The sequence below is a fragment of the Thalassomonas sp. M1454 genome, from assembly GCF_007097525.1.
Taxonomy (GTDB): Bacteria; Pseudomonadota; Gammaproteobacteria; order Enterobacterales; family Alteromonadaceae; genus Thalassotalea_A.
This window is the reverse complement of record NZ_VKDD01000002.1, coordinates 1,019,483-1,044,014: the sequence shown is the minus strand read 5'-3', so window position 1 is coordinate 1,044,014 and position 24,532 is coordinate 1,019,483. Positions and strand designations below refer to the sequence as shown.

15 protein-coding genes are annotated in these 24,532 nt (G+C 36.7%); 9 read left to right on the top strand and 6 right to left on the bottom strand.

Going from position 1 to position 24,532, the window contains the following annotated elements; all coding sequences use genetic code 11:
• Genes FNN08_RS06660 through FNN08_RS06650 form a run of 3 tightly spaced genes read right to left on the bottom strand, consistent with a single transcriptional unit; the run spans position 1 to position 2,907 of the window.
• Positions 1 to 252: a hypothetical protein gene (locus FNN08_RS06660; RefSeq protein ID WP_143583931.1), complete on the bottom strand. Its 252-nt coding sequence runs from the start codon at positions 250 to 252 to the stop codon at positions 1 to 3.
• The gene (locus FNN08_RS06655) at positions 221 to 2,329 is read right to left on the bottom strand and encodes a hypothetical protein (RefSeq protein WP_143583930.1); all 2,109 of its coding nucleotides are present in this window, start codon (positions 2,327 to 2,329) and stop codon (positions 221 to 223) included. The genes FNN08_RS06660 and FNN08_RS06655 overlap by 32 nt, the downstream gene beginning before the upstream one ends.
• Before the next feature lie 14 nt (positions 2,330 to 2,343).
• A complete protein-coding gene (locus tag FNN08_RS06650) occupies positions 2,344 to 2,907 on the bottom strand; it encodes a hypothetical protein (RefSeq protein WP_143583929.1) in 564 nt (187 codons plus the stop codon).
• Between the two features lie 843 nt (positions 2,908 to 3,750).
• Here FNN08_RS06650 and FNN08_RS06645 point away from each other — a divergent pair.
• From FNN08_RS06645 to FNN08_RS06635, 3 genes are all read left to right on the top strand, one after another.
• Complete coding sequence (locus tag FNN08_RS06645) at positions 3,751 to 4,533, top strand: hypothetical protein (protein ID WP_143583928.1); 783 nt, start codon at positions 3,751 to 3,753, stop codon at positions 4,531 to 4,533.
• Between the two features lie 8 nt (positions 4,534 to 4,541).
• Complete coding sequence (locus tag FNN08_RS06640) at positions 4,542 to 5,180, top strand: hypothetical protein (protein ID WP_143583927.1); 639 nt, start codon at positions 4,542 to 4,544, stop codon at positions 5,178 to 5,180.
• A gap of 108 nt (positions 5,181 to 5,288) precedes the next feature.
• On the top strand, positions 5,289 to 8,270 hold the full coding sequence (locus tag FNN08_RS06635) for a UvrD-helicase domain-containing protein (protein WP_143583926.1): 2,982 nt from the start codon (positions 5,289 to 5,291) through the stop codon (positions 8,268 to 8,270).
• A 111-nt stretch (positions 8,271 to 8,381) separates the two neighbouring features.
• On the opposite strand, the gene FNN08_RS06630 is transcribed toward FNN08_RS06635, so the two are convergent.
• Positions 8,382 to 8,822 (bottom strand): hypothetical protein, encoded by a 441-nt coding sequence (locus tag FNN08_RS06630; protein WP_143583925.1) that lies wholly within the window; start codon positions 8,820 to 8,822, stop codon positions 8,382 to 8,384.
• A gap of 320 nt (positions 8,823 to 9,142) precedes the next feature.
• On the opposite strand from FNN08_RS06630, the gene FNN08_RS06625 reads away from it, so the two are divergent.
• Positions 9,143 to 12,019 (top strand): UvrD-helicase domain-containing protein, encoded by a 2,877-nt coding sequence (locus tag FNN08_RS06625; RefSeq protein WP_143583924.1) that lies wholly within the window; start codon positions 9,143 to 9,145, stop codon positions 12,017 to 12,019.
• Positions 12,020 to 13,070: 1,051 nt separating this feature from the next.
• Here the strand turns inward: FNN08_RS06625 and FNN08_RS06620 are convergent.
• Positions 13,071 to 13,628 (bottom strand): hypothetical protein, encoded by a 558-nt coding sequence (locus FNN08_RS06620; RefSeq protein ID WP_143583923.1) that lies wholly within the window; start codon positions 13,626 to 13,628, stop codon positions 13,071 to 13,073.
• A gap of 251 nt (positions 13,629 to 13,879) precedes the next feature.
• Here FNN08_RS06620 and FNN08_RS06615 point away from each other — a divergent pair, with 251 nt between their 5' ends.
• Together FNN08_RS06615 and FNN08_RS06610 are read left to right on the top strand one after the other, a co-directional pair.
• Positions 13,880 to 16,006, top strand: coding sequence for a hypothetical protein (locus FNN08_RS06615; protein ID WP_143583922.1), 2,127 nt, complete (start codon positions 13,880 to 13,882; stop codon positions 16,004 to 16,006).
• Between the two features lie 176 nt (positions 16,007 to 16,182).
• On the top strand, positions 16,183 to 18,087 hold the full coding sequence (locus FNN08_RS06610) for a polysaccharide biosynthesis protein (protein ID WP_143583921.1): 1,905 nt from the start codon (positions 16,183 to 16,185) through the stop codon (positions 18,085 to 18,087).
• 248 nt (positions 18,088 to 18,335) lie between these two features.
• On the opposite strand, the gene FNN08_RS06605 is transcribed toward FNN08_RS06610, so the two are convergent.
• Complete coding sequence (locus tag FNN08_RS06605) at positions 18,336 to 18,884, bottom strand: outer membrane beta-barrel protein (protein WP_143583920.1); 549 nt, start codon at positions 18,882 to 18,884, stop codon at positions 18,336 to 18,338.
• A gap of 211 nt (positions 18,885 to 19,095) precedes the next feature.
• Here FNN08_RS06605 and FNN08_RS06600 point away from each other — a divergent pair, with 211 nt between their 5' ends.
• From FNN08_RS06600 to FNN08_RS16485, 3 genes are all read left to right on the top strand, one after another.
• The gene (locus FNN08_RS06600) at positions 19,096 to 21,192 is read left to right on the top strand and encodes a YjbH domain-containing protein (protein WP_143583919.1); all 2,097 of its coding nucleotides are present in this window, start codon (positions 19,096 to 19,098) and stop codon (positions 21,190 to 21,192) included.
• A gap of 138 nt (positions 21,193 to 21,330) precedes the next feature.
• Positions 21,331 to 22,851 carry a mannose-1-phosphate guanylyltransferase/mannose-6-phosphate isomerase gene (locus FNN08_RS06595; protein WP_143583918.1) on the top strand — a complete coding sequence of 507 codons (1,521 nt, stop codon included), beginning with the start codon at positions 21,331 to 21,333 and terminating at the stop codon, positions 22,849 to 22,851.
• A complete protein-coding gene (locus FNN08_RS16485) occupies positions 22,848 to 24,479 on the top strand; it encodes a phosphomannomutase CpsG (RefSeq protein ID WP_260679278.1) in 1,632 nt (543 codons plus the stop codon). The genes FNN08_RS06595 and FNN08_RS16485 overlap by 4 nt, the downstream gene beginning before the upstream one ends.
• The last annotated feature ends 53 nt before the right edge of the window (positions 24,480 to 24,532 follow it).

Genomic DNA, 24,532 nt, shown 5'->3' with positions numbered 1-24,532 from the left:
TTAACCCCTGATACTCAGTATTTTTGTGATCGCTTTTTCAAACGCGTCATCGGCTAATTTGAATTGATGAGCAATGTGTTCTAAAGCTTTTTGTTGGTGAGGATTTAATTGGTTGATGCTATGCAGCGCATAAGGCCTTAATGGCGTTTGTCCAAAATTATGATGGTTCATTTGAAGATTTATATTGCGGTTATCTAAGCATTGGGTATTTGCTGTATCTTCAGTATTGCAGCAGTAACTGTTCGAGTTCATCGCGTTGCACCTCGCACCATTGATTTTTATCGTTTAGGTAGGCAATGGCATATTGCTGAACACTTGGTGATGGTCGATAAAAGATTCGCCAGCGAGACCAGATTTGGCATAACTTTTCATCAAGGAATGCTAATCTTTTGGCATTATTCTGATGGGAATTTTTATCACTTAATGCAATCAAACAATCTACTAACGAGACATTGTCGAAGGAAGGAAATGGTTTTTTTTCAGGCCTTAACAGTGCGATGTAAGCAACTCGAAATCCTAAATAAACGGCAAAATCTTGACTGGTTTTTATTGCCTCTTGTTTTAATTGAGACGGGCTTTGATTTGAAGCCTCAGTAAATACTTCTTCAAAGTAAGCAACGATTTTATCGAGCACATATTCATCAAGTACGTAATCACAACCAAACGTTCCCAACAAATTGTCATTGCTAAATAGTGAGGTAGTATTTATTTCATTCGTTGCAATATGCGGTAACGGAATATCTGCAGAACCTAAAAATGCGAACCAAGCTTTTGTGATCACATCTTCCGTTTTTTCAATGCCTAAATTTGAATAATGGCCTTGTGTACTCGGCGTAGAGCGGCAAATTTGGCTGTAAATATCTGGCTCATTACCATATTGAAAATGATGGAAAGCACTGCGTATACTCGAGGGAGTTAAATGATGAGAGCAATTTTCACTGTAGTTATCTTTTCGGCTTTTTAACCATTGCTTATATTCAACGGTCTCGACTTTAAGAAACGTTTCTAACGAAATATCATTCCCGCGTTTGTTTGCCTTACCGGTGCGTAAATACCAGTTAAATAAGGTTGGTATAGGGAAGGGTAAGGCAATACTGAGCGAGGTTGAACAATTACTCTTTCGGTAAAATTGTGTATCGTCAGTGTCTTGATATTGCCGAGATTTTACTAGCGATTTAGGCAGTACAGCATTAACCTCACAGCTTTCGCCATGAGATAACTGATAATAGATGCCTACTTCTGAGTTGCCAAGAGCCTCACAATCATCCGTATTTGTTTTTCTACTTAATCTCGAGTTGTCGTTAAATACACTGATTTTTTTTAGGGCAGCGTAGGTTTTATTAAAGAATACTTCTAAATAAAAAATGATGTAAAACGCAATCAGTTTACAATCAAGTTTTTCAATAACTGTATCGAATACCTCTGGGGTAAACGTTTTGGCAATATTACCAAATTGCAATGGCGTAATAGATTGCTGACTAAAGGCTAATTTCTGATTTGCGCGAGCAACCGCATTGGCTTTGCCACCTTTGCGTCTTTGATATAGGCTTTTTCGTTGTTTTCTTGTTAGATTCGGTTTTTCAATACACTCAAGTAAATGGGCGTGTTGTATCTCTTCATCAGCCACGATAACGCATTCATTTATAACCTCTAAATCAGATTCATGCTCAGAGACATTAAATAATGTGCCTTGAGCAAAAATACGCGTACTTCTTTGCATATTCTGCTGGCGTAAAAGCTTTGCTATTGAGCTGAAATGATTGCTCTCAGGTAAGGTTGTAAGGTAGTCGGCTAATTCGTTATTAGTAAATTGATAAAAATAACTAATCTCTACTTGTTCAATAATGTCATCTGTTATGTCTAGTCGAGATTTATCTAACTCTAAAAGAGACTGGTAAAGGTTAGTTGGGGCGTTTAAATAGATACGTGCAGTAAGCAATAACCAAGTAATAATGGCTTTCTCGTTATGCGAGTTGCGTGCAATCAGTATTAGCGTTGTTATTAGCGGATAATGCGTAAGGTCGTTATATAGATCTTTGCGAGTTACTTCGCTTTGAGGTGAATGTTCATCGCTTTTATATTGTGCAAGCTTCTCTATGGCATTAGTCAATACCTTTTGTTGTTCTAAATCTTTATTCGAAGCGTTCGCTAAATGGCAACAGCACTGATGAAACTGAGACAAAATTTCATGAACGTCTTGGGTATATTCAAGATGTTCTGGCAAATGAAATGCCGCCCAAATGGCACTCGCTTCATTTTGCGATAAATCAGCATAAATTCCACCCTTTGGTGGTTCGATAGGTGAGGTTGTATTTAATGGATAGTTCATAAGAAAACCTTCAACTATTCAGTTAATACAAACTGTTTTGGTGTTACGCTGCTTTTATTTTTAGCTTGTTTGTTTTTGCTATTACTTCTCGCTTTCGCTTTTGAATACTTTGACGGTGAGCAACCTTCAATTTCAGCTAATTGGCGTTGGGTTAGTTGTAAATTAACACCTGTCATTGATTTAATAAGTTCGATTGAATCATCAATAGTTTCGTTCTCGTTATAGTTTAACTTTTCAACTAATGACATTTGAGCGATCAGGTGTTCTATTTTCTCAATAGATTGTGCCGTTTTAATCTTCGATTTTGGCACCGCTAAATCTGGGTAGGCACTAATTAAGTATTTAAAAAAGCCAAGGTGCTCATAAGGATAATAATTATCTTTAGAGTTCAAAATTGGTAGGGCTTGAAATATAGCGCTTTTAAGTTTTTGGAATATAGATGGTGCAACTTTATCGATCATTTCATATTTTTTAACGATCACGTCCAAGGACTGCGTAGGCCCAAGTATTTTTAAGTCGCTGCATTTCAGCGCTTTGTTTTTCTTTTGTAATACAGCTTTTGCTTGCTTTGTTGACATCAAGTTCACCCTTTTTATTTGTGTCTTAATGTACTTATGTGTATTAATTTTAAAAAATGGCAAAAATAAAAAATATTTTTTTTGATAGAAAAATCTATGGAAACTTATCGATGATCTTTGTGCTGTTTTATGATGAATTAAATTAGTTTATGAGGGAGGTGGGTGACTAAATAAATTTTAGTTTTACAGAGTTTTTTTACTAAAGTTTTGTAAAAGCAAAGATCGTATTTTTAGATTTATCTATGTTTGTTGTTTCCTAATTTTAGCGATGAATATTTTTGAAAAAAGATAATCAAAAATCAGCTTCCTTCACTCAAAAAAATTTATTTTTTAACTGTAAACCTAGGCAATAATATACGTTTTAAAATCGATGAGCGGATAAGCTTGAAATTGGGAGTAATGATTTATCGGTGGATTAAAAAAACAAATTATATGTATATGTGTATTTTTAATGAATATCGTCGGATTTATGTGTTATATGATATAGCTTAATGGAATAAGTTTGATTTTAAAGAGGTGTATTAGATTCTTTGGTGATTTATGAAGTGCATAAATGTCTGCTGAGGTGTTTTTTTCATGACACAAACAACTGTTTTTGGCATTTAGATACATTGAATTAAATATAAATTGATGTGCAGTTGTGTATGGATGTACAGTTATTTTTATTCACGAACTATCGATGTTTAAGGCGCGAACAATTGATAACAATATTTAGAGCCTTATATAAGGAGTTTATTTGTCATTTATAAAACCTACATATTATATAGCATCTTGACGTCCAGTTCTTTTTGGAACCAAAAAATTTGATTCTCATTAACGTTCAATTTCATGTTGATTTAAATAATGTTTATAGGTAATGTTGCTCCATATTTTATTAAGGTTAATATTCAGTATGTTATGAAGTTTTTTGTTTTACCTAAAAGGTTTTTTATCCCTCTAATTTTTGTCATATCTTCAACCATTTCTTTTTTCGTTTTGTCTTACAGTCTTAAAGGTGCCTATGAATCCTATTGGACAGCTATCTACCGTGTTCAAACTGTTGATATGAATATTTTGGCCAATGTAATAAATGGTAGCGTAAAAGAAGTTATCCAAAAGGCAAATCAACCTAAAGCAGCTGATATTGTTAATTCAAACTATTGTTTGTTTAGAATAAGAATTACTTCTTGTGATGATGAACAGTGCCAAAAGCAAAGTGAAATGGCTGATAATGCTGATAGTGCAGCCCCTAAACGATGTACATATCTTCAAGAGGCTGAAGTGCCAAGTTTGTCTATACCTATTTATGAAGACTCCTTAATTAAATCTCCGGTGTTTTTTGAGCATGCATACTCAATGGATGCATCGATAAATGAATCCGCACAAAAAACTATTGGTTTTGTTCATTTGTACCGAGGAGCGTTTATTTCATTTACTGAAGATATGAAACTTTTCTATAAAAAGTTGGCTGAAGGGAAAGCTTTATCCTCTCGCCATATATCATATAAAACAGCTACTTATGTTGGTGTTTTTATATTCTTTACGTTAACTCTTTTGTTTTGGGTGTTGAGGCTAATGACTCAAAATTACCATAAAAGAAAACATCTATCAGGTAAATTATTAAAATTGATTGAAAAAAGAATGTGAGGTGACAAATGGACAGTTACTTTGATAAAGCTGAACGATTAGAGTCACTTAAGAATAAGTTAAATGATATGGGCTTTTTTACGTCAGCTAAGGAAGAAGAAACAACAATTGTTGAGGCTATTGATACTTTGATGGAAATTGAAAGCAATGAATTACCAAATGAAGTTGCTTTGAAAATTGGTGAGTTAGAAGAAGAGCTAAAGATAGTAAGGAAAAGTCTAAGTAGTTGTGAAGTTGGAACAGAGACACTTGCTTCAGAGTTGTACACTTATACTGAAAAAAGTGAGAACAAAAGGCTTTTGGAAAATAGAAAAATAGGCATTGTAGGGGGGCACAAAACAGATATTCAGAAAATTAAAGATAAATTTAAGGAAGTGTCATCAGGCGCTAAGATTAAACACCCGCAAACAGATGGTGAAAAAAATTCAGGATGCCCTCCGTATAGTGTATTTAAAGAAAAGTATCAACATGTAGATGTACTTATCGTGATCACAGGTTATGCCGGCCATGACTTAACTGGGTTAGCTGATAAATTAGAAGATGAACAAAATGTTTATACTATTAGAATTGAAAAACCAAATAACCTAAATGCTATTGTGCAAAGAGTGATTACATCATTGAAACAAAGAAAATTATTTGAGGTTTAATCACACTTAATTCTTTCATTATCGTGCAGGCTATTTTTGTACTTAAGAGCAATATTTGCATTAAAGGTTACACTTAAATGGTAGTTTTTTTGGAACTGTAAAATCATTATGAATAAAAAAAATAGTTTTCCTTCTGGCAGTAAGGTTGTGCATTTTAAGCATGGTGAAGGTACAGTTATTCGTACTCTAGGTAATGGTTTAGTTGATGTAAGGTTTAGCAACGGTAGCGAATATGTCAGCGCACAAAATTTAAAATCAAAATTCCAGCAAAACAAAAACAGAGCTCAGCATAAAAACAAAAAACGTGACTCAACAGTACGAAGTATTAGCGCTGCTGAAATAGCAGAGAACAATAGAAAAACAGCAGAAAAGCTGCGCGCAAAAGAAGAACGGGCTAAAGCGCAAGAGATTCGTAAAAGCATAATAAAAAAATTATCCTCTTTATTTAATACATCCTATTTAGATGTTGATGAGTATTATCATAAAACGGCTAAAGAATACCTTTCATTAGAAGCATTTAATCAAAAGAAAATATCATTTGTTCAGAAATGGATTAATGATAACAGCCCTTCAACAGTAAATGGTCAAGCAAGTTTAAAAATTGATGATGAGCAAGCGCTAGCCATAGGTTCAGTAAATACACATGTGCAAGTTATTGCTCGTGCGGGCAGTGGCAAAACAGCAACACTGGTAAATAGAACGTATTTCTTAATTAAGCATTGCAAAGTAAAAGCAAGTGAAATCCTTTTATTAGCCTTTAACCGTAAAGCGGTACAAGAAGTACGTGAGCGACTTGTTAAACTGTTAAATTTTGACTCTGAGTTAATCATTCAAAAAAATATTGAAGAACAAAAAGCACAGCATAATAGCCATTATGAGTTTAATGAAGAAGAAGCGACTGAGAAGGCAGTTCAATTTGCGATTGAAAAATTACAAATTAATATTCCACAAGTATATACATTTCATGCTTTAGCGCATGCTATTGTCCACCCTAGTGAAACATTGCTGTTTGATAATAGTGAAACTAAGGTTTTTGAATTAAGTCGGAATTTTCAAAGGGTTATTGATGAAAAGTTAAGGGATGCAAAATTCAGAGATGAAATTCGTGAAATTATGATGGCACATTTCACCGAGGATTGGTTTTCAATACTTCAAGGTGGTTATGATAAATCTAAAGAAGATATGCTTAAATTTCGTCGCTCCCTAAGGACGCAAAGCTTAAAAGGTGAGTATGTAAAATCCTATGGGGAAAAACTCATCGCCGACTTTTTATTTGAACATGATGTCGCCTACAAATATGAACGAAACCATCATTGGAATGGGATTAATTATAAACCTGATTTTACCATATTTTTTACTAAAAATTCTGGGGTGATCATTGAGTATTTTGGTTTAAAAGGTCAAGTTGATTATGATGAAATGACGGCAGAAAAAAAAGTCTATTGGGAAAACAATAAGAATTGGGAGCTTGTTGATATATATTCAAGTAATGTTTCGAAAGTAAGCAAAGCGGAATTTTATGAACGATTAAAATATGAACTAAATCGAAGAGGAGTTGTTTGTAATAAACTTTCTGATGATGAAATATGGGAGCGGATAAAGGACAGAGCCGTAGATCGTTATACTCAGGCTGCCGTTGGCTTTGTAGGGCGCTGTAGAAAGCAATCATTATCTGCTGATGATTTGTTTAATATCATTCAAAAATATCAGTCAGTTTCTCAAGTAGAAGATTTATTTTTAAATGCTATTCACGGACTATATCAAAGCTACTTATCTTACCTTGAAGAGTACAATAAGGAAGACTTTGATGGTCTGCTACAAAAAGCTATTATCGAAGTTGAAAATAATAAAACGGTATTTAAAAGAAAAGGCTCACAGGGAAATCTAGAAACATTAAAATATTTATGTATTGATGAATACCAAGACTTTGCGGAGTTATTTCATCAATTAATATCTGCGATCCGAAAAAAGTCACCTAATATTAAACTGTTTTGTGTAGGGGATGATTGGCAAGCGATTAATGGTTTTGCCGGTTCTAATTTAGAGTTTTATCAAAACTTCAACAAATATATATCCCCGGCAGAAATACTAAACATATCTACCAATTATCGATCATGCAGCAATATCGTTCAAATAGGTAATAGCCTTATGAAAGGGCGCGGCAAAGAATCGATAGCTGCTAAAAGTGCTTCTGGTCTAGTGTACTTAGCACCATTACAACACTTTAAACCATCAAATATCGAGCATAGAACTCATCTTGGGGATACATTAACTCCGGCTATTTTGCGAATTATTCAAGGAACGATTAACAAAGGTTTGGATGTCGTAATTTTATCACGTACAAATAATATTAAGCATTACGTTAACAGTAAAAATAGCTCGTTACCTTGTTATCTTGAATATATTCAATCTTTCTTCCCAGAAGATGTGCGAAAGAGCATCAATATTTCTAGTGCACATAAATACAAAGGGCTAGAAAAGGCTGTTGTAATTGTTGTTGATTTTGATGGCTCTAACTATCCATTAATTCATCCTAGTTGGATGTTTTCACGGATCCTTGGTGATTCAGAAGAAAAGATAATTCAAGAAGACCGTAGGCTCTTATATGTTGCTCTAACTAGAGCTGAACAAGAACTTTACCTTATTGATGATATAAAAGAACCTACACAATTTAAATCTGAAATCTTAAAAAACTACTCTATACCATTGCTTGAATGGGACTCCTTGCCGCCAGTCATTCCGAAGGACAGGGCAAGGGGGATTGTTGTCCAAATTAGTAACTATGGTTACGCATATGAAAGTGGAACATTCGCTATAAAATCAATTTTGCTAAACAATAAATATCAGTGGCTAGGTAATAAAGTAAAAATTTGGGAAAAGGCTTATCGCACAGAGGGTTTTACTTTTGATCTTTTACGTAAAGAAGGTTGGCCTAGTTTAGCTAAAAACATCTGTGTGAATTTTTATGATGACATAGGTAACCTAATTGCAGAATATACTAATACCCATGGCAAATGGTCCTGTAAATTGGATAATATTGAGCAATATAAACAGAACTGTCTCGATCTAAGCAAGGCCTTAAGACACTAGTGCTAAGCCAATACATCTATAGTCAAATGTTGCCCTGTATTCTGATAGAACCTTCAGTTTAGATATTGCTATATTAAGAGTTCTAATTAGTTTTAGGGCTTAGTTGTCTCGTTAGAACTCAATGTCATCGTCAAAATCGTGAACACCTTTAGCATCTTCATTCTCATATTTATCCGTAGCGTTAAATTCAAGTTTACAGTCATTACAATAAAACGACTTTGATATCGGGTATGTTCTTACACAACCACCTAAAGTAATTTCTCCTAGACTAAGTTGCTCTCTTAGTTCCTTGTTTTCAAAATTAGGCAGTCCGTATTGTTTTTTAGCTATCCAGTGACTGCGACATTTCGGGCATGATATGTTAGGGGCATTTTGAGGGGGAGAAATTTGGCCTCTTTTCAGTGCTACAACATTCTTTTTTAAAATGCTAACCGAGCTGCGTAATGAATCAACTTGTCTTTGTAATTCTTTTATTAACTGCTCTTGTTCGACAAGTTTTTTAGTTGTCGTACCGTTTAATGTATCTAAAATTTTACTGGCGAAATTAGCCATAGTTTCAAAGCCTTTTTAATTCAAACTTACTTTAATACGTCACTTACTTCTAGGTTAAGTAACTTGCATTAGCACCTCATAGTTATGAACAATTTTAGTCAATTATGAAGCGTATTGTTGCGACAGTTTGTTGTTGAAATGTTAATGATGTTTGAATGGAGGCTTTTAGGTAACAAATTTGCAACGCATTACTAATAAAGGCAACAAATCAGCTTAAGTAAAAATAGTACTATTTGCTATGGCACTTTTCTCGTTCACTTAGATGAAGTTTAAGGTTGAGAAAAATATAACGGCAAATTGATAGTGGTTATTTTTAAGTAATGAATAGATGCATTTTAAGTTTACAAATAAAGACTGATTTTCTCTCTCGTTTATTCGGGAAGTTTACTCGCGTTGAGTTTTTCGACGACTCTTTAATTCTCAAGAGTAAATCAGGCAAAGAACGCTGCATATCTTATTCAGACCTTGAAGGCTTTTTAGTTTTTAAGAAAAAACTTTGGGGTGGGAAAATCTCGATAAATGCAGGAGAAGTGTTCTATCTTAACTTTCTTCAATCGACTCCAGATAAATCGCAAGTCATTGCGCTAAACAAATTGATTGCCCAGCATATAGAAAATAAAGTCGAGCACAGTTTTCGCGAGTATAAAACCAAGGCAGTTGATGAATTTTTGCGTGACAGTAATATCGCTGATATTGATGATGCGTTACAGAGTGTGTTAAACCCGTATAAAAAGTCTAAACGTAATTGGGCTCAATATATAAGCCTTAAAACGTTAGAGCAACTTGATGTGATTGAAGATGCATATCCGGTTAAGAAAAATGTTGTCGCTATTCGCAAAGAGTTTGAAAAACGTTCACTGAGCAACAGACAATCGTTTTATGACAATATTGAATCTAATCCTTTAACAGATGAGCAGCGATTAGCGGTTATTAGAGATAATGATCGCAACTTGGTATTGGCGGCGGCTGGCACAGGTAAAACTTCTGTCATGGTAGCTAAAGCGCTTGATTTAGTAGATAGAAATATTGCTAAGCCAGAAGAAATTCTTGTGCTGGCGTATAACAATGCGGCTGCAGCTGAGTTGCGAGAGCGTATGCTATTGCGTGGTAAAGCGGTTGGCATCGCAGAAAATAATATGCCACAAATACAAACGTTTCATGCATTAGGTAGAGGCATTATGCAAACGTGTAATAAATCCGTTCGTATATCTCACTTTATGGAAGATCCTATCAAGTTTGAGATGTGGCTTTCTGAGTGGTTTATTAAGAAAATGAAAACTGACCGAAAATTTTTAAGTGAATTTATCGACTTACAATACCAACCCGTTAACCCTTTTGATTTTAAAACGAAAAAGGAATATGACGATTATGTGCGAGATAACGAATATAGAACACTACAAGGTGAACGAGTTAAGGGTTATCAAGAACTATTGATTGCAAACTGGCTTTTCATGAATGGTATCGCTTATCAATATGAGGCCCCTTATGTGACCAAGCGCCGTATCGAGATTGGCTTTGATTACAAGCCAGACTTTCATTTTACAGGCACTGATATTTATCTTGAGCATTTTGGTATTGATAGAGAGGGAAATACTCGTCCAGATATCGACAGTGAAAAGTACAACCAAGAAATTGAATCGAAAAGAGCATTACATAAAGAGCAAGAAACTACTTTGTTGGAAACGTTCCATTATCAGTTTTGCGAAAATAACTTACTCGAATCGTTAGAAGAGGCAGTGGTCAACGCTGGGTTTAGTATTTCTCCAAAATCCGAAAACGATATTTTTGAGACACTAAAAAATTCAGGTGTTTTAATTGAAGGTATCAAACGATACATGAAATGTTTGCAGGCCATTCGCGTTGAAGAGCTTAATGAAAAGTCGATTCGCGTGCGCCTGCAGCAGCATGGCATTGAAAAGAGTAAACAGTACAGTATTGTGTTAGCTGAATTATTGCATGCTTATAAAGATGAATTGCGTAAACAAGGTGCTATCGATTTTGATGATATGATCATAAAAGCCTCTGCTTGTGTTCAATCGGGTGAGTTCAAGCCACAATGGTCGCATATCTTGGTAGATGAGTTTCAAGACATTTCTGCAGCGAGGATGAATCTACTTAATCAGGTCATTGAAAAAGGTAATAAACCAGCGCTTACGGCCGTAGGTGACGATTGGCAGTCAATTTATCGTTTCTCTGGTGGTAAGTTAGAGTTAACGACACAGTTTGAAAAGCGTGTCGGCAGTTGTTCGATCACTAAATTGCAAAAGACGTTTAGATATAACAATAGCATTGCCGATACGGCAGGGCGTTTTGTGATGAAAAATCCAGAGCAGTATGTAAAAAACGTCGTGACTCACACCCAGGTATCAGAGCAGCAAGTATTTATTTATGACGATAGAGTAGGCGACAGTAATAACCTTGAGCTGAAAACAAAGCAAATAGTGGCACAAATCCGAGCCAATGATCCGACTGGCAGTATTGCGATTTTAGCAAGGTATCGCTATTTACTTAACGATGCAAAACAAGCGTTATCATTTTCTAAGCAAAACGAAAATATCAAGTATTGGACGTTTCATGGCTCGAAAGGATTAGAAGCAGATTATTGTATTTTAATTGGCTTTAACCAAGGTAAAAAAGGTTTTCCAAATCAAAATGAAGAAGAAGCTGTCGTTGAAGCATTATTGCCTAGTTTAGATTCGTTTAAACACTCTGAAGAACGTCGTTTGATGTATGTGGCGTTAACGAGAGCGAAAAATCAAAGTCATTTGATCGCAGATCCTATGGCACCATCAGAATTTATCACCGAGCTTTTAGCACCAGAGTTTGATTTGCATATCGAGTCGGATTATTTTGCAGAACAACACCGTAAAATCTATAAATGCGCGCATTGCAGTGATGGCTATTATCAACTTCGTAAAGGTAAGTTTGGTGACTTTTACTCTTGTACAAGTGGCAGTGTTTGCCGCTCTAAACCGAGAATGTGTGAAACGTGTGGCGCGCCTTCGATAGACGGTAAACATTCGAGTAAATGTAATAATCCCAATTGTGAAACTGAAATGAAACTGTGCGGCAAATGTGCAAGGCCAATGAAGCTACGCAGTGCTCGCTATGGTCAGTTTTGGGGATGTAGCGGATATGCTATTAAAGCCGATCAGTGTACGCATACCGAAAAAGTCGATAGACCTAAAGCGGCTTAACACTAATGAATAGACGTTTAAATAAAGTAAGGCGAGTATTGAGTCAGGTGAATTGCAAACATGAGGCCCTTAAATGGTTACTTAATAAAGACCTGATTAAAGCTAGCGTCTTGATCTTTTTAGGTATTGTTTGCCTGATCATTGCGAAATCAATAGTTCAGTGATGAGCCAACCAAACATTCTGACTATCGCACCAATGTAATAGATAAGTCACTAGAAGGTTTGACTTATTTGAATAGGAGCGATGTCTAGCATTCCTGTAGCAATATTAATAAAAATGGTCGTGATGGAAAGTTGTATTTTAAGGCGTGAAAATGTGAAATAAAGAGCGTCTATTAACCAAATTAAATACAACTAAGTCTTTTTAGTTAAAAGCTAATATACCTACTGATTTCGCTAGGTTTGATTGATAAATAGTTAGTACACCAAAGCAATCTATTGTGAAGAAAAACGTCATATGTTGGTCAGTAGCATTAAATAATAAGCGCTCACGCTAATAGAGCCACGCTAGTGGCTGCGTATATTTATGGCAAACAAACTAATAGTCTTGCCTCTATTTAATTGAAAACATTATGATAAAAGTTTATTTTTTTGAGCAATAAAAACAATGGGATCTAGAACATTGATCTTGCAGAATGATACCGCGAGCTATGACGAGTTATTCCGCACAACAATCGCAGAACTTAATATACTTCAATCGTATGTTGAAAAAGATTACTATTTAACCAGAACATTAAAAACCTATCAAACTTTGAATATCGTGATCATGTTGTATTTAAAGGTGGGACATAGTTAATTACGATGAACTATTGTGTTGACATTAGTCAACACGCAAACTCAGATATTTGAGCGCTGTTTACTGAGTATTGTCGCGAGCAAGACAGAGTAAAATGGCAAATTTTTGGTCTTTCTATCGCCTTCGTATTTTTAATTTATGTCTGTAATGCCCAGCAGACAGGGGCTGTAGGGTAGGTCGCTATCTTTGTCGAGAGGAAACACCATTGATAAAAATCATCATAGTGCAGCTTAAGTTAATTTAGTGTGACTTTAACTAAACCAATTCAGAATTACAGTTAGGGCACACTGTAAGGTTGAAAATGACGTTCTGATGTTGCCCTGAACTGGTAAGTGGGAGCTCGTTGCATGCAGTGCAGCGTGCGTATCGGTTATTGAGCAGGTGATTTGCTATTATCGTTATAAATACGGTAACAAAAAGTATTGGTAATAATACAAAGTATTCTCCATTACTAAATAGTAATACTAGAATAATTTCACCAAGGATTATTAAGGCGAATGTTTTTCTATGCAAACTTTTTAATCTTGTTAAAGTTGCCATGTTTTGTTGATATATACCAACCGCGTCAATGTTTATATTCGGCGTTAAAAGCTCTGGCTTGCCAAGTATGTAATTTAAAACAGAAGCCATAAATAATAAAAAGCCTATAGCAATAAAAGGTGCCATCACTTTAAAGGGAATAGCATTAACTTGTCCTAAATAAGCGTCAACGCCACCAGGAATAAAAATGCTTAACATTATAATAATCCAACCGATAACCGCTTGTTTTTTTACTTTACTGCGTTGATAGTTTTTTAGTTTAAAGTAGAACATTTTTACCTTTAGATTTATATGTCGCCAACGTAAATGTTTGAGCATAGCATTTTTAGGTTTATTAGCACGTTAAATAAAATAATGCCTGAAATTTCATTATAACGTCCGAATAAATTCGGACCTATGGGAGGAGGAATGGTTGGTGCGAAATTTTTCGCACGTTAAATCAAAATGAGGTGTATTTATCAATTTGTGCCATACTCTTTCTACCTAGTTTCTGCCAATACCTATATGGTATTTAAGGAAGGTCTATGAAAACTAGTAAATATGTAGTAAAAGTCTGCTTATTTTCACTTAGCCTATTATTTGTGGCTTGTGGAAGTGAGCAAAGTCCAACATCACAAGAAACTAATGTAGTAAATCCTGCCCCAGAACAACAAACAATTAATTCTAAATCAAATTCAAATCTAAACCTTAAATCTAGCTTTAAAAATCAAAATAACACTGTAACAGCTATCGCGGGCATCGAAAGTGGCTTGCAAGAGTTTGCTTTTATTGATGACACTATTTCACATGCTTATCGTTATTTAGTCTTTATAGAGTTTAGTGGTAACTCTAAATATTCATCGATACAAGGGCAGGTCGCTAATTGTGAAGATGTTTTGCAAATTAAAAATTGTCGTGTTTACGGAAATGTTACCTATAAAAATCCTGGGACTTATTCGTATACCGTGTCATATGTGCCTTTTGGTACTTTTAATCCCGTGAACAATATAATAATCACAGGGGGCAAGGTTGTTGTTAAACCTGCCGAAGATTTTGTTATTGTGTCAATTGGTGACTCTGTCGCCAGTGGTGAAGGCAACCCCGTTATTGAACAATCAGGTTACCAGCTGCCTTCTTGGGATGATTTTTATTCGAATTATTTTTCTAGCTTCCCTGATGATCTCGGTTGTCATCGCTCTTCATTAGCGGGACCTGCTTTAGCCGCGAATAAAATAAAGTCGACTAATCCAGCAACAAGCTTTATTCATATTGCTTGCTCAGGAGCAAGTTTAAATAACACTAGAATGAATAAAACAGAGCCTAAGTATCTGCAAGCCCAAATATCTAAAGTTAACGATCAGTTAGATTGGGTTAGACAACACGTTTCAAGAATTGATGTGTTAACTATTTCGGCTGGTGCTAATAATATTGCTGGCGGTTTTGGTGAGGTTGTTACTAAGTGTCTTCTTAATAATCCGTTACAACCATGCTCTGAAGATGATAAATTTAAACAAGATTTAAGAGATAGTATGGATAATCTTGAGGTTGCATACATTGACTTACAAAATCGTATTCATATGGTTGGCGAGGCGCGCGAAGCTAATGAACCTAAAATTCCGAGTGTGGTTGTTATTAGTGAGTATTTTGATCCGACTCGTGACTCACAAGGTAACTTTCCTAGTGCCGCTGTAAGTTTATCCTGTGGCTTAGGTGCTATTTCACCTGCTGAATGGGAGTTTTTATATAATGAAATGGTGGTGCCGTTAAATTTAGAGGTAGCGGATGCAGCAGCAACTCATCATTGGAAATTAGCGGGTGGTATAGCTTCAGCTTTCGAAAAACATGGCTATTGTGCCTCGGTAGGCTTAGGTGACCTTCCTGGTAAATCATGGATTGTTAAAGCGCCTGAATCAGTGAACAAACAAATAGACCACGCTGGTAGTGCTCACCCTGATTATGATGGTCAAATCATATATAAGAATGCGATATATAACCAAATATTATTAGCCAACCCACCAAGAACGAGTGCTAGCGCCACAGCAGATGGTAATATCTATACCTTTGGTACTTGGGTAGCAACCGATGTAGAGCTAACGTTATCTGCTTATAATCCCATTAAAGAATCTGGTGTTAATGACACATACTATAGTGTAGGTGAACCAAAGTGTAATGCGGTTAGTTATGTTAATGGCGATTGTGAGTTGTATACTGGTAGTATAATCATTTCTGATTCTGGTAAACATGAGGTTAATTTCTTTAGTTTCAATAAATATGATGCTCCTGAAACTAGAGTTGGCCCTGTGCAAGTCTGGATAGACAAAGAGCCTCCTGAAATGACCTGTATTGCTAGCCCTAATGAAGTTTGGCCTCCAAATAAACGTATGATCGAAATTGAGGTGACCGTAACTGCGGTTGATCAAGTATCAGGACCAGCTGATTACTTTTTAATTGGTGTAAGTGATTCGTTGAATGATGAAGATAATTCTATGGCAGAATTTGAACTTGGTTTAAATGATACTCTTGGAATGGTTTTGTCTGACAGGGAAGGTAATGTCGGTAGCCGTTATTATACCTTTACATATCAAAGTGAGGATGCTGTTGGAAATGTTGGCACTTGTGATGCTGTTGTTGAAGTGCCACACGATCAAAGAGATAACGTCCGAATAAATTGATTGGTCCTTCGGAGATAACGTCCGAATAAATACGGACCTCCGGTGGAATGGTTGGTCCGAAATTTTTCACACGTTAAATCAAAATTGCGATTTTTGGATTAATGTTTAATTTACTTTAACTAAGTTTTTTACTAGTATATCGGCTATGTAATTTCCTCAAAAGTGTTGTTGTAGTCATGGATAGGCTGTTTACTTTATCTCGTCCCATTAAACGATTAATTAGTGTCTTAATTGATTCGTTATTTATTGTCTTTGCTTATTGGTTAGCAATTTTCTTACGCTTTGAAAATCATGATGGAATTTTTTCTAGTGGTTATTGGTTAGTGTTAAGCATTATTGTACCCGTTACTATACTTGCCAATATTAATTTAGGTTTATACCGCGCGGTAATTCGTTTTCTTGGCTCTATGGCAATAGTTGCGGTTACCGTTAGTGTATTTATTTCAGCAAGCGCTCTTGCCATAGGTTCAATGTTTATTGATGTGCAAATGCCGCGCTCCATTCCTATTATCTATTCTGCCTTTTTAATTATCTTAATTGGTGGGAGTCGCTTGGTTATGCGCAGTTGGGCGAGTAATTTAAATAACCGTAAAAAATCGAATGTAATCATTTATGGCGCTGGCTCATCTGGTATTCAGTTAGTTAATGCTTTGAACCAAAGTGTTGAATATAGCCCCGTTGCATTTATTGATGATGATAAAGGCTTGCAGAAGTTATCGATTAATGGCGTAAAGGTTTATCATAAAAAACATATTGAGCAATTGATTAATAAACATAACGTGCAGCGAATTTTATTGGCGGTACCAAGTGCGAGTAAAAATCAACGAGCAAAAATTCTTAATGAGTTAGAAGCTCATAAATTAGAAGTACTAGCAATTCCTGGAATGACTGACTTGGTATCAGGTAAGGCCAAAATAGATGACTTTGTTGAAGTCAGTATTGATGATTTGCTTGGCCGAGATCCAGTGCCACCAAACTCTGATTTAATGCACGCTGATATTAAAAATAAAGTGGTTATGGTTACTGGCGCGGGGGGCTCTATTGGCTCGGAGTTATGTAGACAAATCGTTTTGCAAGAGCCACAGGCTATAGTGTTATTTGAACTTACCGAATTTGCCCTTTATGCAATTCATAAAGAACTAGAATACTTTATTGCAGAGCAAGGCTTTGCGGTTGAACTTTACCCTATGCTTGGCTCGGTAGTTAAACAAAATCGTTTAGAAAAAGTCATGCGAGCATTTAAGGTGCAAACTGTATATCATGCGGCGGCTTATAAACATGTGCCTATAGTGGAGCACAACGTAATTGAAGGTGTGCGTAATAACATCTTTGGTACTTTGCGCTGCGCGCAAGCGGCAATTAATTCAAACGTAGAAACTTTTGTATTGATCTCAACCGATAAAGCTGTGCGTCCAACGAATGTGATGGGCACGACTAAACGTATGGCTGAGCTTTGTTTGCAAGCTTTAGCTGAGAAAAAAGGGCATAACACTCGTTTTTGTATGGTGCGCTTTGGTAATGTTTTAGGCAGCTCTGGCTCGGTTGTACCTTTATTTAAGAGCCAAATAGCAAAAGGTGGACCAATAACCCTTACTCATAAAGATATTACTCGCTACTTTATGACCATACCTGAAGCTGCTCAATTAGTGATCCAAGCAGGTGCTATGGGCATGGGTGGTGATGTGTTTGTATTAGATATGGGTAAACCGGTTAAAATTTATGATTTAGCGAGTAAGTTAATTCATTTATCCGGTTTGCATTTAATACATGAGGGTAACCCTAATGGCGATATTGCTATTGTTGAAACGGGGCTCCGCCCTGGTGAAAAACTTTATGAAGAGTTATTAATAGGTGATGACGTAGAGCTAACAGGTAACGAGCGTATTATGACTGCGTCTGAAGTGTTTTTACCTTGGGATGAGTTAAACCTTATGCTTACTGATTTGCATGAAGCTTGTGTTCGTTTTGATCAACAAAGCATTCGCGATATTCTATTAAATGCGCCTACCGGTTTTGCTCCTAGTGATGATATTTGTGATTTGGTTTATTTGCAGGGGCAGGGGCAAGATTCTAGAGTATAGAGTGCTATAGGCTAGAGTGATGCGTGGACCAACCCTTAGATAGTTAGAAACTAGATAACTATCTAATTTTTGCTTTGGTTTATGGATCTCCGTCTACACGAGGAAGACGAGTTAATACAAAGGGGCATTATGCCCCTTTGTTTGTTTTGAATTATGTTATACCAAGTTCATTAATTAAGTTAACTTCGTTTTAGACGTTAACTTTTATCTTAGATAGTAACACTTGTATGTTAGGCGTTAACTTTATCTTAGAAGCTAACTTTTACGCCGGCGCTTAGGCCGCCAAATGCAGTTTCTTTATCTACATAGTTAACCAGTTCAAGATTTAATGCTACTTGGTGCATTAAACGAATGTTTATGCCTGCGCCCATTGATACGCCTGATAAGGTATCTGTTTCAGAGTAACCTTGATAGCTTTTGGTAAATTCAGTGCTGGTTGCTCCCATTAAAGCATAAACAGATAATGTGCGGTTGATTGGCATAGTACCAACTAAATAAATCCCGGCTAATGAGTCCATTTCACTTTCTATTCCGCCAATATTATCGGCGTCCAAACTAGTACCTAGCCTAAGTTCAACAGCCATGTTTTGGTTGTAGTTATAACCTAAACGGGCAATAACACTATTGGCTTCTAAATCATCTTTGCTGTCTTCGTTATATAAATTACTTTGCACCATTGCGCCTAGGTACAACTTTTCATTTGGCTGAAATATATTGCTGTCAGTTGTTTTAGCATTTACTTGTTGTGTTATAAGCAGGCTAGTTAACGTTAGGCTAGTAGCTAGTAATTTATTCATGGCAGGTTCTTTTATTGGTTATTTTGTTTAAAGCACCATAATAGCAAGGTTAGCGCGGTATATGCTGTTGTCGATATGTATTAATTTGTAGCTTATAAATATTTTTAAGCATAATTTGGGGGATTGGTTTGCTTGTGATTGGCTCGTGCAATCTTGTTACTTTTTAGTTAACATGAATCATCAAAAAATAATATAAAAAAGTCTCAGGGAAATGAAACAAACTCCATTCTTATTTAGCTTAGCTATTGCTCATAGCTTATTTGTCGTAGATGTTTACGCTGACACTGACTCGCAAACTAGTAACTCGCAAGGTGACAAAAATGCCGTTTCTATCGTAAGTAATATCAGTGCTAATGCTTATACGGGGGTGTTTAATACACCTAATACGCAAGTGATTAATTGGGGCGATTTTGAGTTTAATTACTCTGATAACTTTACCGACACTAGAGGTGGCTTTCTTGAAGATGGCGGCTTTGCTAGAGCCCATGATTTAAAGTTTGGCGTTGGTATATTACCAAATGTTGAAGTGGTAGGTCGCTTAGCCTCGCGTGATTTAGATTGTAATGGCTTTGAAGAGTCAGGCTGTGGTTTTCGAGATTTGTCCGGCTCACTAAAATGGCATCTTGATTTTATCTCGAATGATTATTTTGATTTGACTGTTGGGGTACAAGACCTTGGCGGCGCGGCTAATTACTCGGAAGCTTATTATGCACTTGCCTCTGCTGAGTATAGTTTGAATGAGTGGGGCGCAGTTCGAGTTAACCTTGGTGTGTCTTCATCGGACAATAATTTTGGCTATATGGATGGCGTGTTTTCATCTGTTGAGTATCAAGTTTTTGAGTGGATACAAATTGCCGCCGAACATGACGCTAATGCATTTAACGCTGGATTTAAGTTTTCTACACCAAGCGCTTATTTACCTAAAGATTGGCAGCTATATGCAAATGCACAGCTATATAGTAGTGATGATGAGCATAACGAACACGATGCCTGGTTTAGTGCGGGGGTTGTAGTGCCTTTAGAGCAAACCGCAAGCTCACAATATCAACATAGCTTAAACCATTCTGTTGGCGAAGAGGTTGTTAACGTTGAAGTATTGGGCAGTAAAGCTGATGAGCCTTTAGCAGCTCGTTCAAAAGTTGCAGCTTTACAGAGCAATAACGGGTTTGATTTATTAGAGCAACGCTTAATTTCAGAAGGCTTTGAGTCTGTCGCTATTGGCCTGATGAATACTGATGTTGTAATACGTGTAGAGAATAATATTTATAATCGTAATGAGTTTGATGCCGTAGCAAGCGTGCGTCACATTGCGTTAATGATATTAGGTGACATCCAAGGCGTTATCCAAATAACCAATGCTGGTATTGTTAGTTATATAGAGCCAATTAGAGCTAATAGTGAAGTTAATCAATCTCTAGCAAGCGCCCAATATAACTCTAACGTTGATTGGCAAGTAGAAAATATTGAGTCCGCTCATTTTGTTCCAAGACTTACACTTGCTCCTGAAGTTAAATCATTAGTGGGTACAGAATACGGCACATTTGATTATGATTTTGCCCTAAGCTCTCGTTTACAGATGAGTGTGTGGAGTGGTGGTGTAATTGAGGTGCGTCACTTATCTGACACAATCAGTAATTCAGATGACTTTGAAGATGGTGAATATATTCAAGGTAAATATGGTTTAACTGATGGCATAGATACTCGCTTATTCCATCAAAGTTTTGCCTTGCCATATAATTTCTTTACCCAGTTTAGTTATGGCCGTATCGAAGATAATGTCGATGGTTTGTTAAACGAAACGCGTTGGGCAGATAACTCAAATACCCACCGCTTTAACCTGCTTTATGGTGATTATGAATCTGAAATTAATGCTTGGGGCGGTAAGCGCAACGTTGATCACGCCCCAAAATTAATAAAATACCGTTACCGCTATTTGCCGCTTAATTGGGATTTAGAATTAACAGCAGGGGAATATTGGCATGGTGATAAAGGCTTTACCTTTCGCTCTCTGCATTGGTTTGGCAACGTACAAGTAGGCTTGCGATATAGTCGCACCAAATTTGATGATGTTGACGGCGGTGAAGAAGAAGATTTTGTTGCATTAGGTTTTAGCATTCCACTGAACTTCTCTAAATCAATGAAGTCAGATTTAGGCTTTCAAATTAAAGGTAGTGAACAGTGGGATTATTACGTACAAACTAACTTAGAGTCAGAGGGCACAGCCAACACCATAAAAACTGGTTTTGCTAAAGAGCCAAGATTGTATCATAACTTAAATCAAGCTTACTTTAATCGAGATAGGTTTTAAGCAACTGAGTTGTAAAAATAAACTACACTAATAAATATGTTTGCATAAATTGTCCTTTAACAACATTAAATTTTTGAAGCATTATAATGTATATATGCCCTAAATTGGGCAAACATAAGGAAGGGTAGAAAAACAATTATGATCACACCTGTAATTATGGCTGGTGGTAGTGGCTCACGTTTGTGGCCATTATCGCGTAAGTTAATGCCAAAACAATTTTTAAAAATATCATCAGACAATACTATGATCCAGGAAACGGTGTTACGTTTAGCTGGGTTAAATGTTACTGCCCCTTTATGTATTTGTAATGAAGAACATCGTTTTGTTGTGGCTGAGCAACTACGTGCTATTGACGCCCTCGGTTCTATTATTTTAGAGCCAGAAGGGCGCAATACGGCTCCGGCTATTGCCCTTGCAGCATTGAGTGAGCTTAGCAAGGGTAACGATCCTATTATGCTTGTGCTTGCTGCCGATCACGTTATTGAAAACCAAACAGAATTTCGCCGTGTGGTACAAAACTCGGTTAATCTGGCTGAACATGGAAAATTGGTTACGTTTGGTATTGTGCCTACTCATGCTGAAACAGGTTATGGCTATATTCGTGCTGGCGCTCGAATAGAAGACTCAAGCCAAGATAAAAAACATGAGATCCTGAATCAAGTTCAGGATGACGGCGTTGGTGTTCAGGACGATGTTAGTGTTCAGAGTGAGCAACTTAATGCATTTGCTGTTGACGCATTTGTTGAGAAACCTGATTTAGCGACTGCTCAGCAATATTTAGACAGTGGTGAATATTACTGGAACTCAGGTATGTTTATGTTTAAAGCGTCTCGTTATGTTGAAGAGCTTGCTAAATATAACCCAGACATACTTAATGCCTGTAAATTATCGGTGGGCAATACATCGGTGGATTTGGATTTTATCCGTGTTGATGCCGATGAGTTTGCTAAGTGTCCAGATGATTCAATTGATTATGCTGTGATGGAGCCTCTTTGCCAAGTTGAAGGCTCTGACTCTGTCGTTGTAGTCCCTCTTGATGCTAATTGGAATGATATTGGCAGTTTTTCGGCTATATGGGATATTAATGATAAAGATGAGCAAGGAAATGTGCATCAAGGGGATGTGGTAAGCCAAGGGAGTACTAATAATTTAGTCATCGCTGAGCAAAAACTGGTGGCTACTGTTGGTATTAAAGATTGCATAGTGGTTGAAACTAAAGATGCCGTATTAGTTGCTCATAAAGATAAAGTACAAGACGTTAAAAAAATTGTAGAACAAATTAAGGCTGATGATCGCTGTGAAGCTAATTTACATCGCCAAGTTTATCGCCCTTGGGGTAACTACGACTCAATCGACTTTGGTAAGCGTGATCAAGTAAAACGTATAACCGTTAAACCTGGTGAAAAACTTTCTATTCAAATGCACCATCACCGTTCAGAACACTGGATTGTGGTTTCTGGTACGGCCAAAGTAACCAATGGTGAAGATACTTTCTTAGTCCGTGAAAACGAATCCACCTATATTCCAATAGGGCAAATACACGCTTTGGAAAACCCAGGGATATTGCCACTTGAACTTATTGAAGTGCAAGTAGGGGATTATTTAGGTGAAGACGATATTGTGCGTTTCGAAGACAGATACGGTAGAACCTCAAAATGAAGTTAACCTGTTTTAAAGCCTATGACATTCGTGGCAGGTTAGGTGAAGAGTTAAATGAAGAAATTGCCTATGCTATTGGCCGCGCTTTTGCTATTGAAATTCAACCTAAAAAAGTGGTTGTAGGTGGTGATATTCGCTTAAGCTCTGAGCAACTTAAATTTGCATTAGCTCGAGGCTTACAAGATGAAGGCGTAGATGTTGTTGATTTAGGCATGACGGGGACTGAAGAGATATACTTTGCCACTAAGCATCTTGGTGTTTGTGGTGGTGTTGAAGTGACCGCTTCACATAACCCGCTAGATTACAATGGTATGAAATTAGTGCGTGAAGATTCTAAGCCTATTTCGGGTGATACCGGCTTAAGAGCAATTCAGTCTTTGGCTGAAAAAATTATGGCTGGTGAGTTGCTGCTTGTTGGTAAAAGTCTAAGAGAGAAGATTTCTGCTTCGCAAGATAACCCGCGAATAAATTCGCGTCAACCAAGTGAAAATAGTGCTGAAATAAATTCGGGCGAACTAGGTAAATACGTTACTCGCGATTTAAAAACAGCTTATGCTAAGCATATGCTTGAGTTTATTCATGTGGCAAACCTTAAGCCATTAAAGCTCGTAGTTAATTGTGGTAATGGAGCTGCTGGTCCCGCTTTAGATGCAATAGAACAGCAATTAATTGATGCGGGCGTTAATATTGAATTTATTAAAGTGCATCACAAGCCTGATGGCCATTTTCCTAATGGCATTCCTAACCCTTTATTACCGGAGTGCCGAGCAGATACCGCAAATGCAGTTAAAGAGCATAACGCCGATATGGGCATTGCTTGGGATGGCGATTTTGACCGCTGTTTCTTGTTTGATGAACAAGGCGAATTTATTGAAGGCTATTATATTGTTGGCCTACTCGCAGAAGCTTTCTTATCACAAGGGGATAAGGTAGAAGCTGAAGGGAAAGAGCTACAAGCTGAAAGCTCAAAGTTAACCGTTACAAATTCAAAGCTAGAAGCACAAAACACACAACTAAAATCTGAAAACACAAGCCGTCATCCTGAACACCTATCCCGTCATCCTGAACTTGATTCAGGATCTAAAGAGAAAATTATTCATGACCCACGCCTTTCATGGAATACGATTGATATAGTAGAACGTGCTGGTGGAGAGGCGGTAATGAGTAAAACTGGCCATGCATTTATTAAAGAGCGCATGCGCATCGAGAATGCAATTTACGGTGGAGAAATGAGTGCCCATCATTACTTTAGAGATTTTGCTTATTGTGATTCGGGTATGATCCCATGGTTATTAGTGGCCGAATTATTATCTGTTAAAGGCACTAGCTTATCTTCTATGGTAAAAGAGCGTATTAATGCATTTCCATCAAGTGGTGAGATTAACTCTAAACTTGTCGATCCTAAAGCCTCTATCGCAAAAGTATTAGCCGCCTTTAAAGATCGTGCGGTGGCATTTGATCAAACAGATGGTATTTCACTTGAATTTAAAGACGAGCAGGGACAGTGGCGCTTTAACTTACGCTCATCTAATACTGAGCCGGTAGTTCGGTTGAATGTTGAGTCTAAAGGGGATGTTGAATTAATGCTGCAACAAACTGAACAAATATTGCAAATCCTACGAGCTTAAGCCTTATACTTCTAAGCACAGAGTAAATTTTATTAATTTGTGCAAAAAAGATT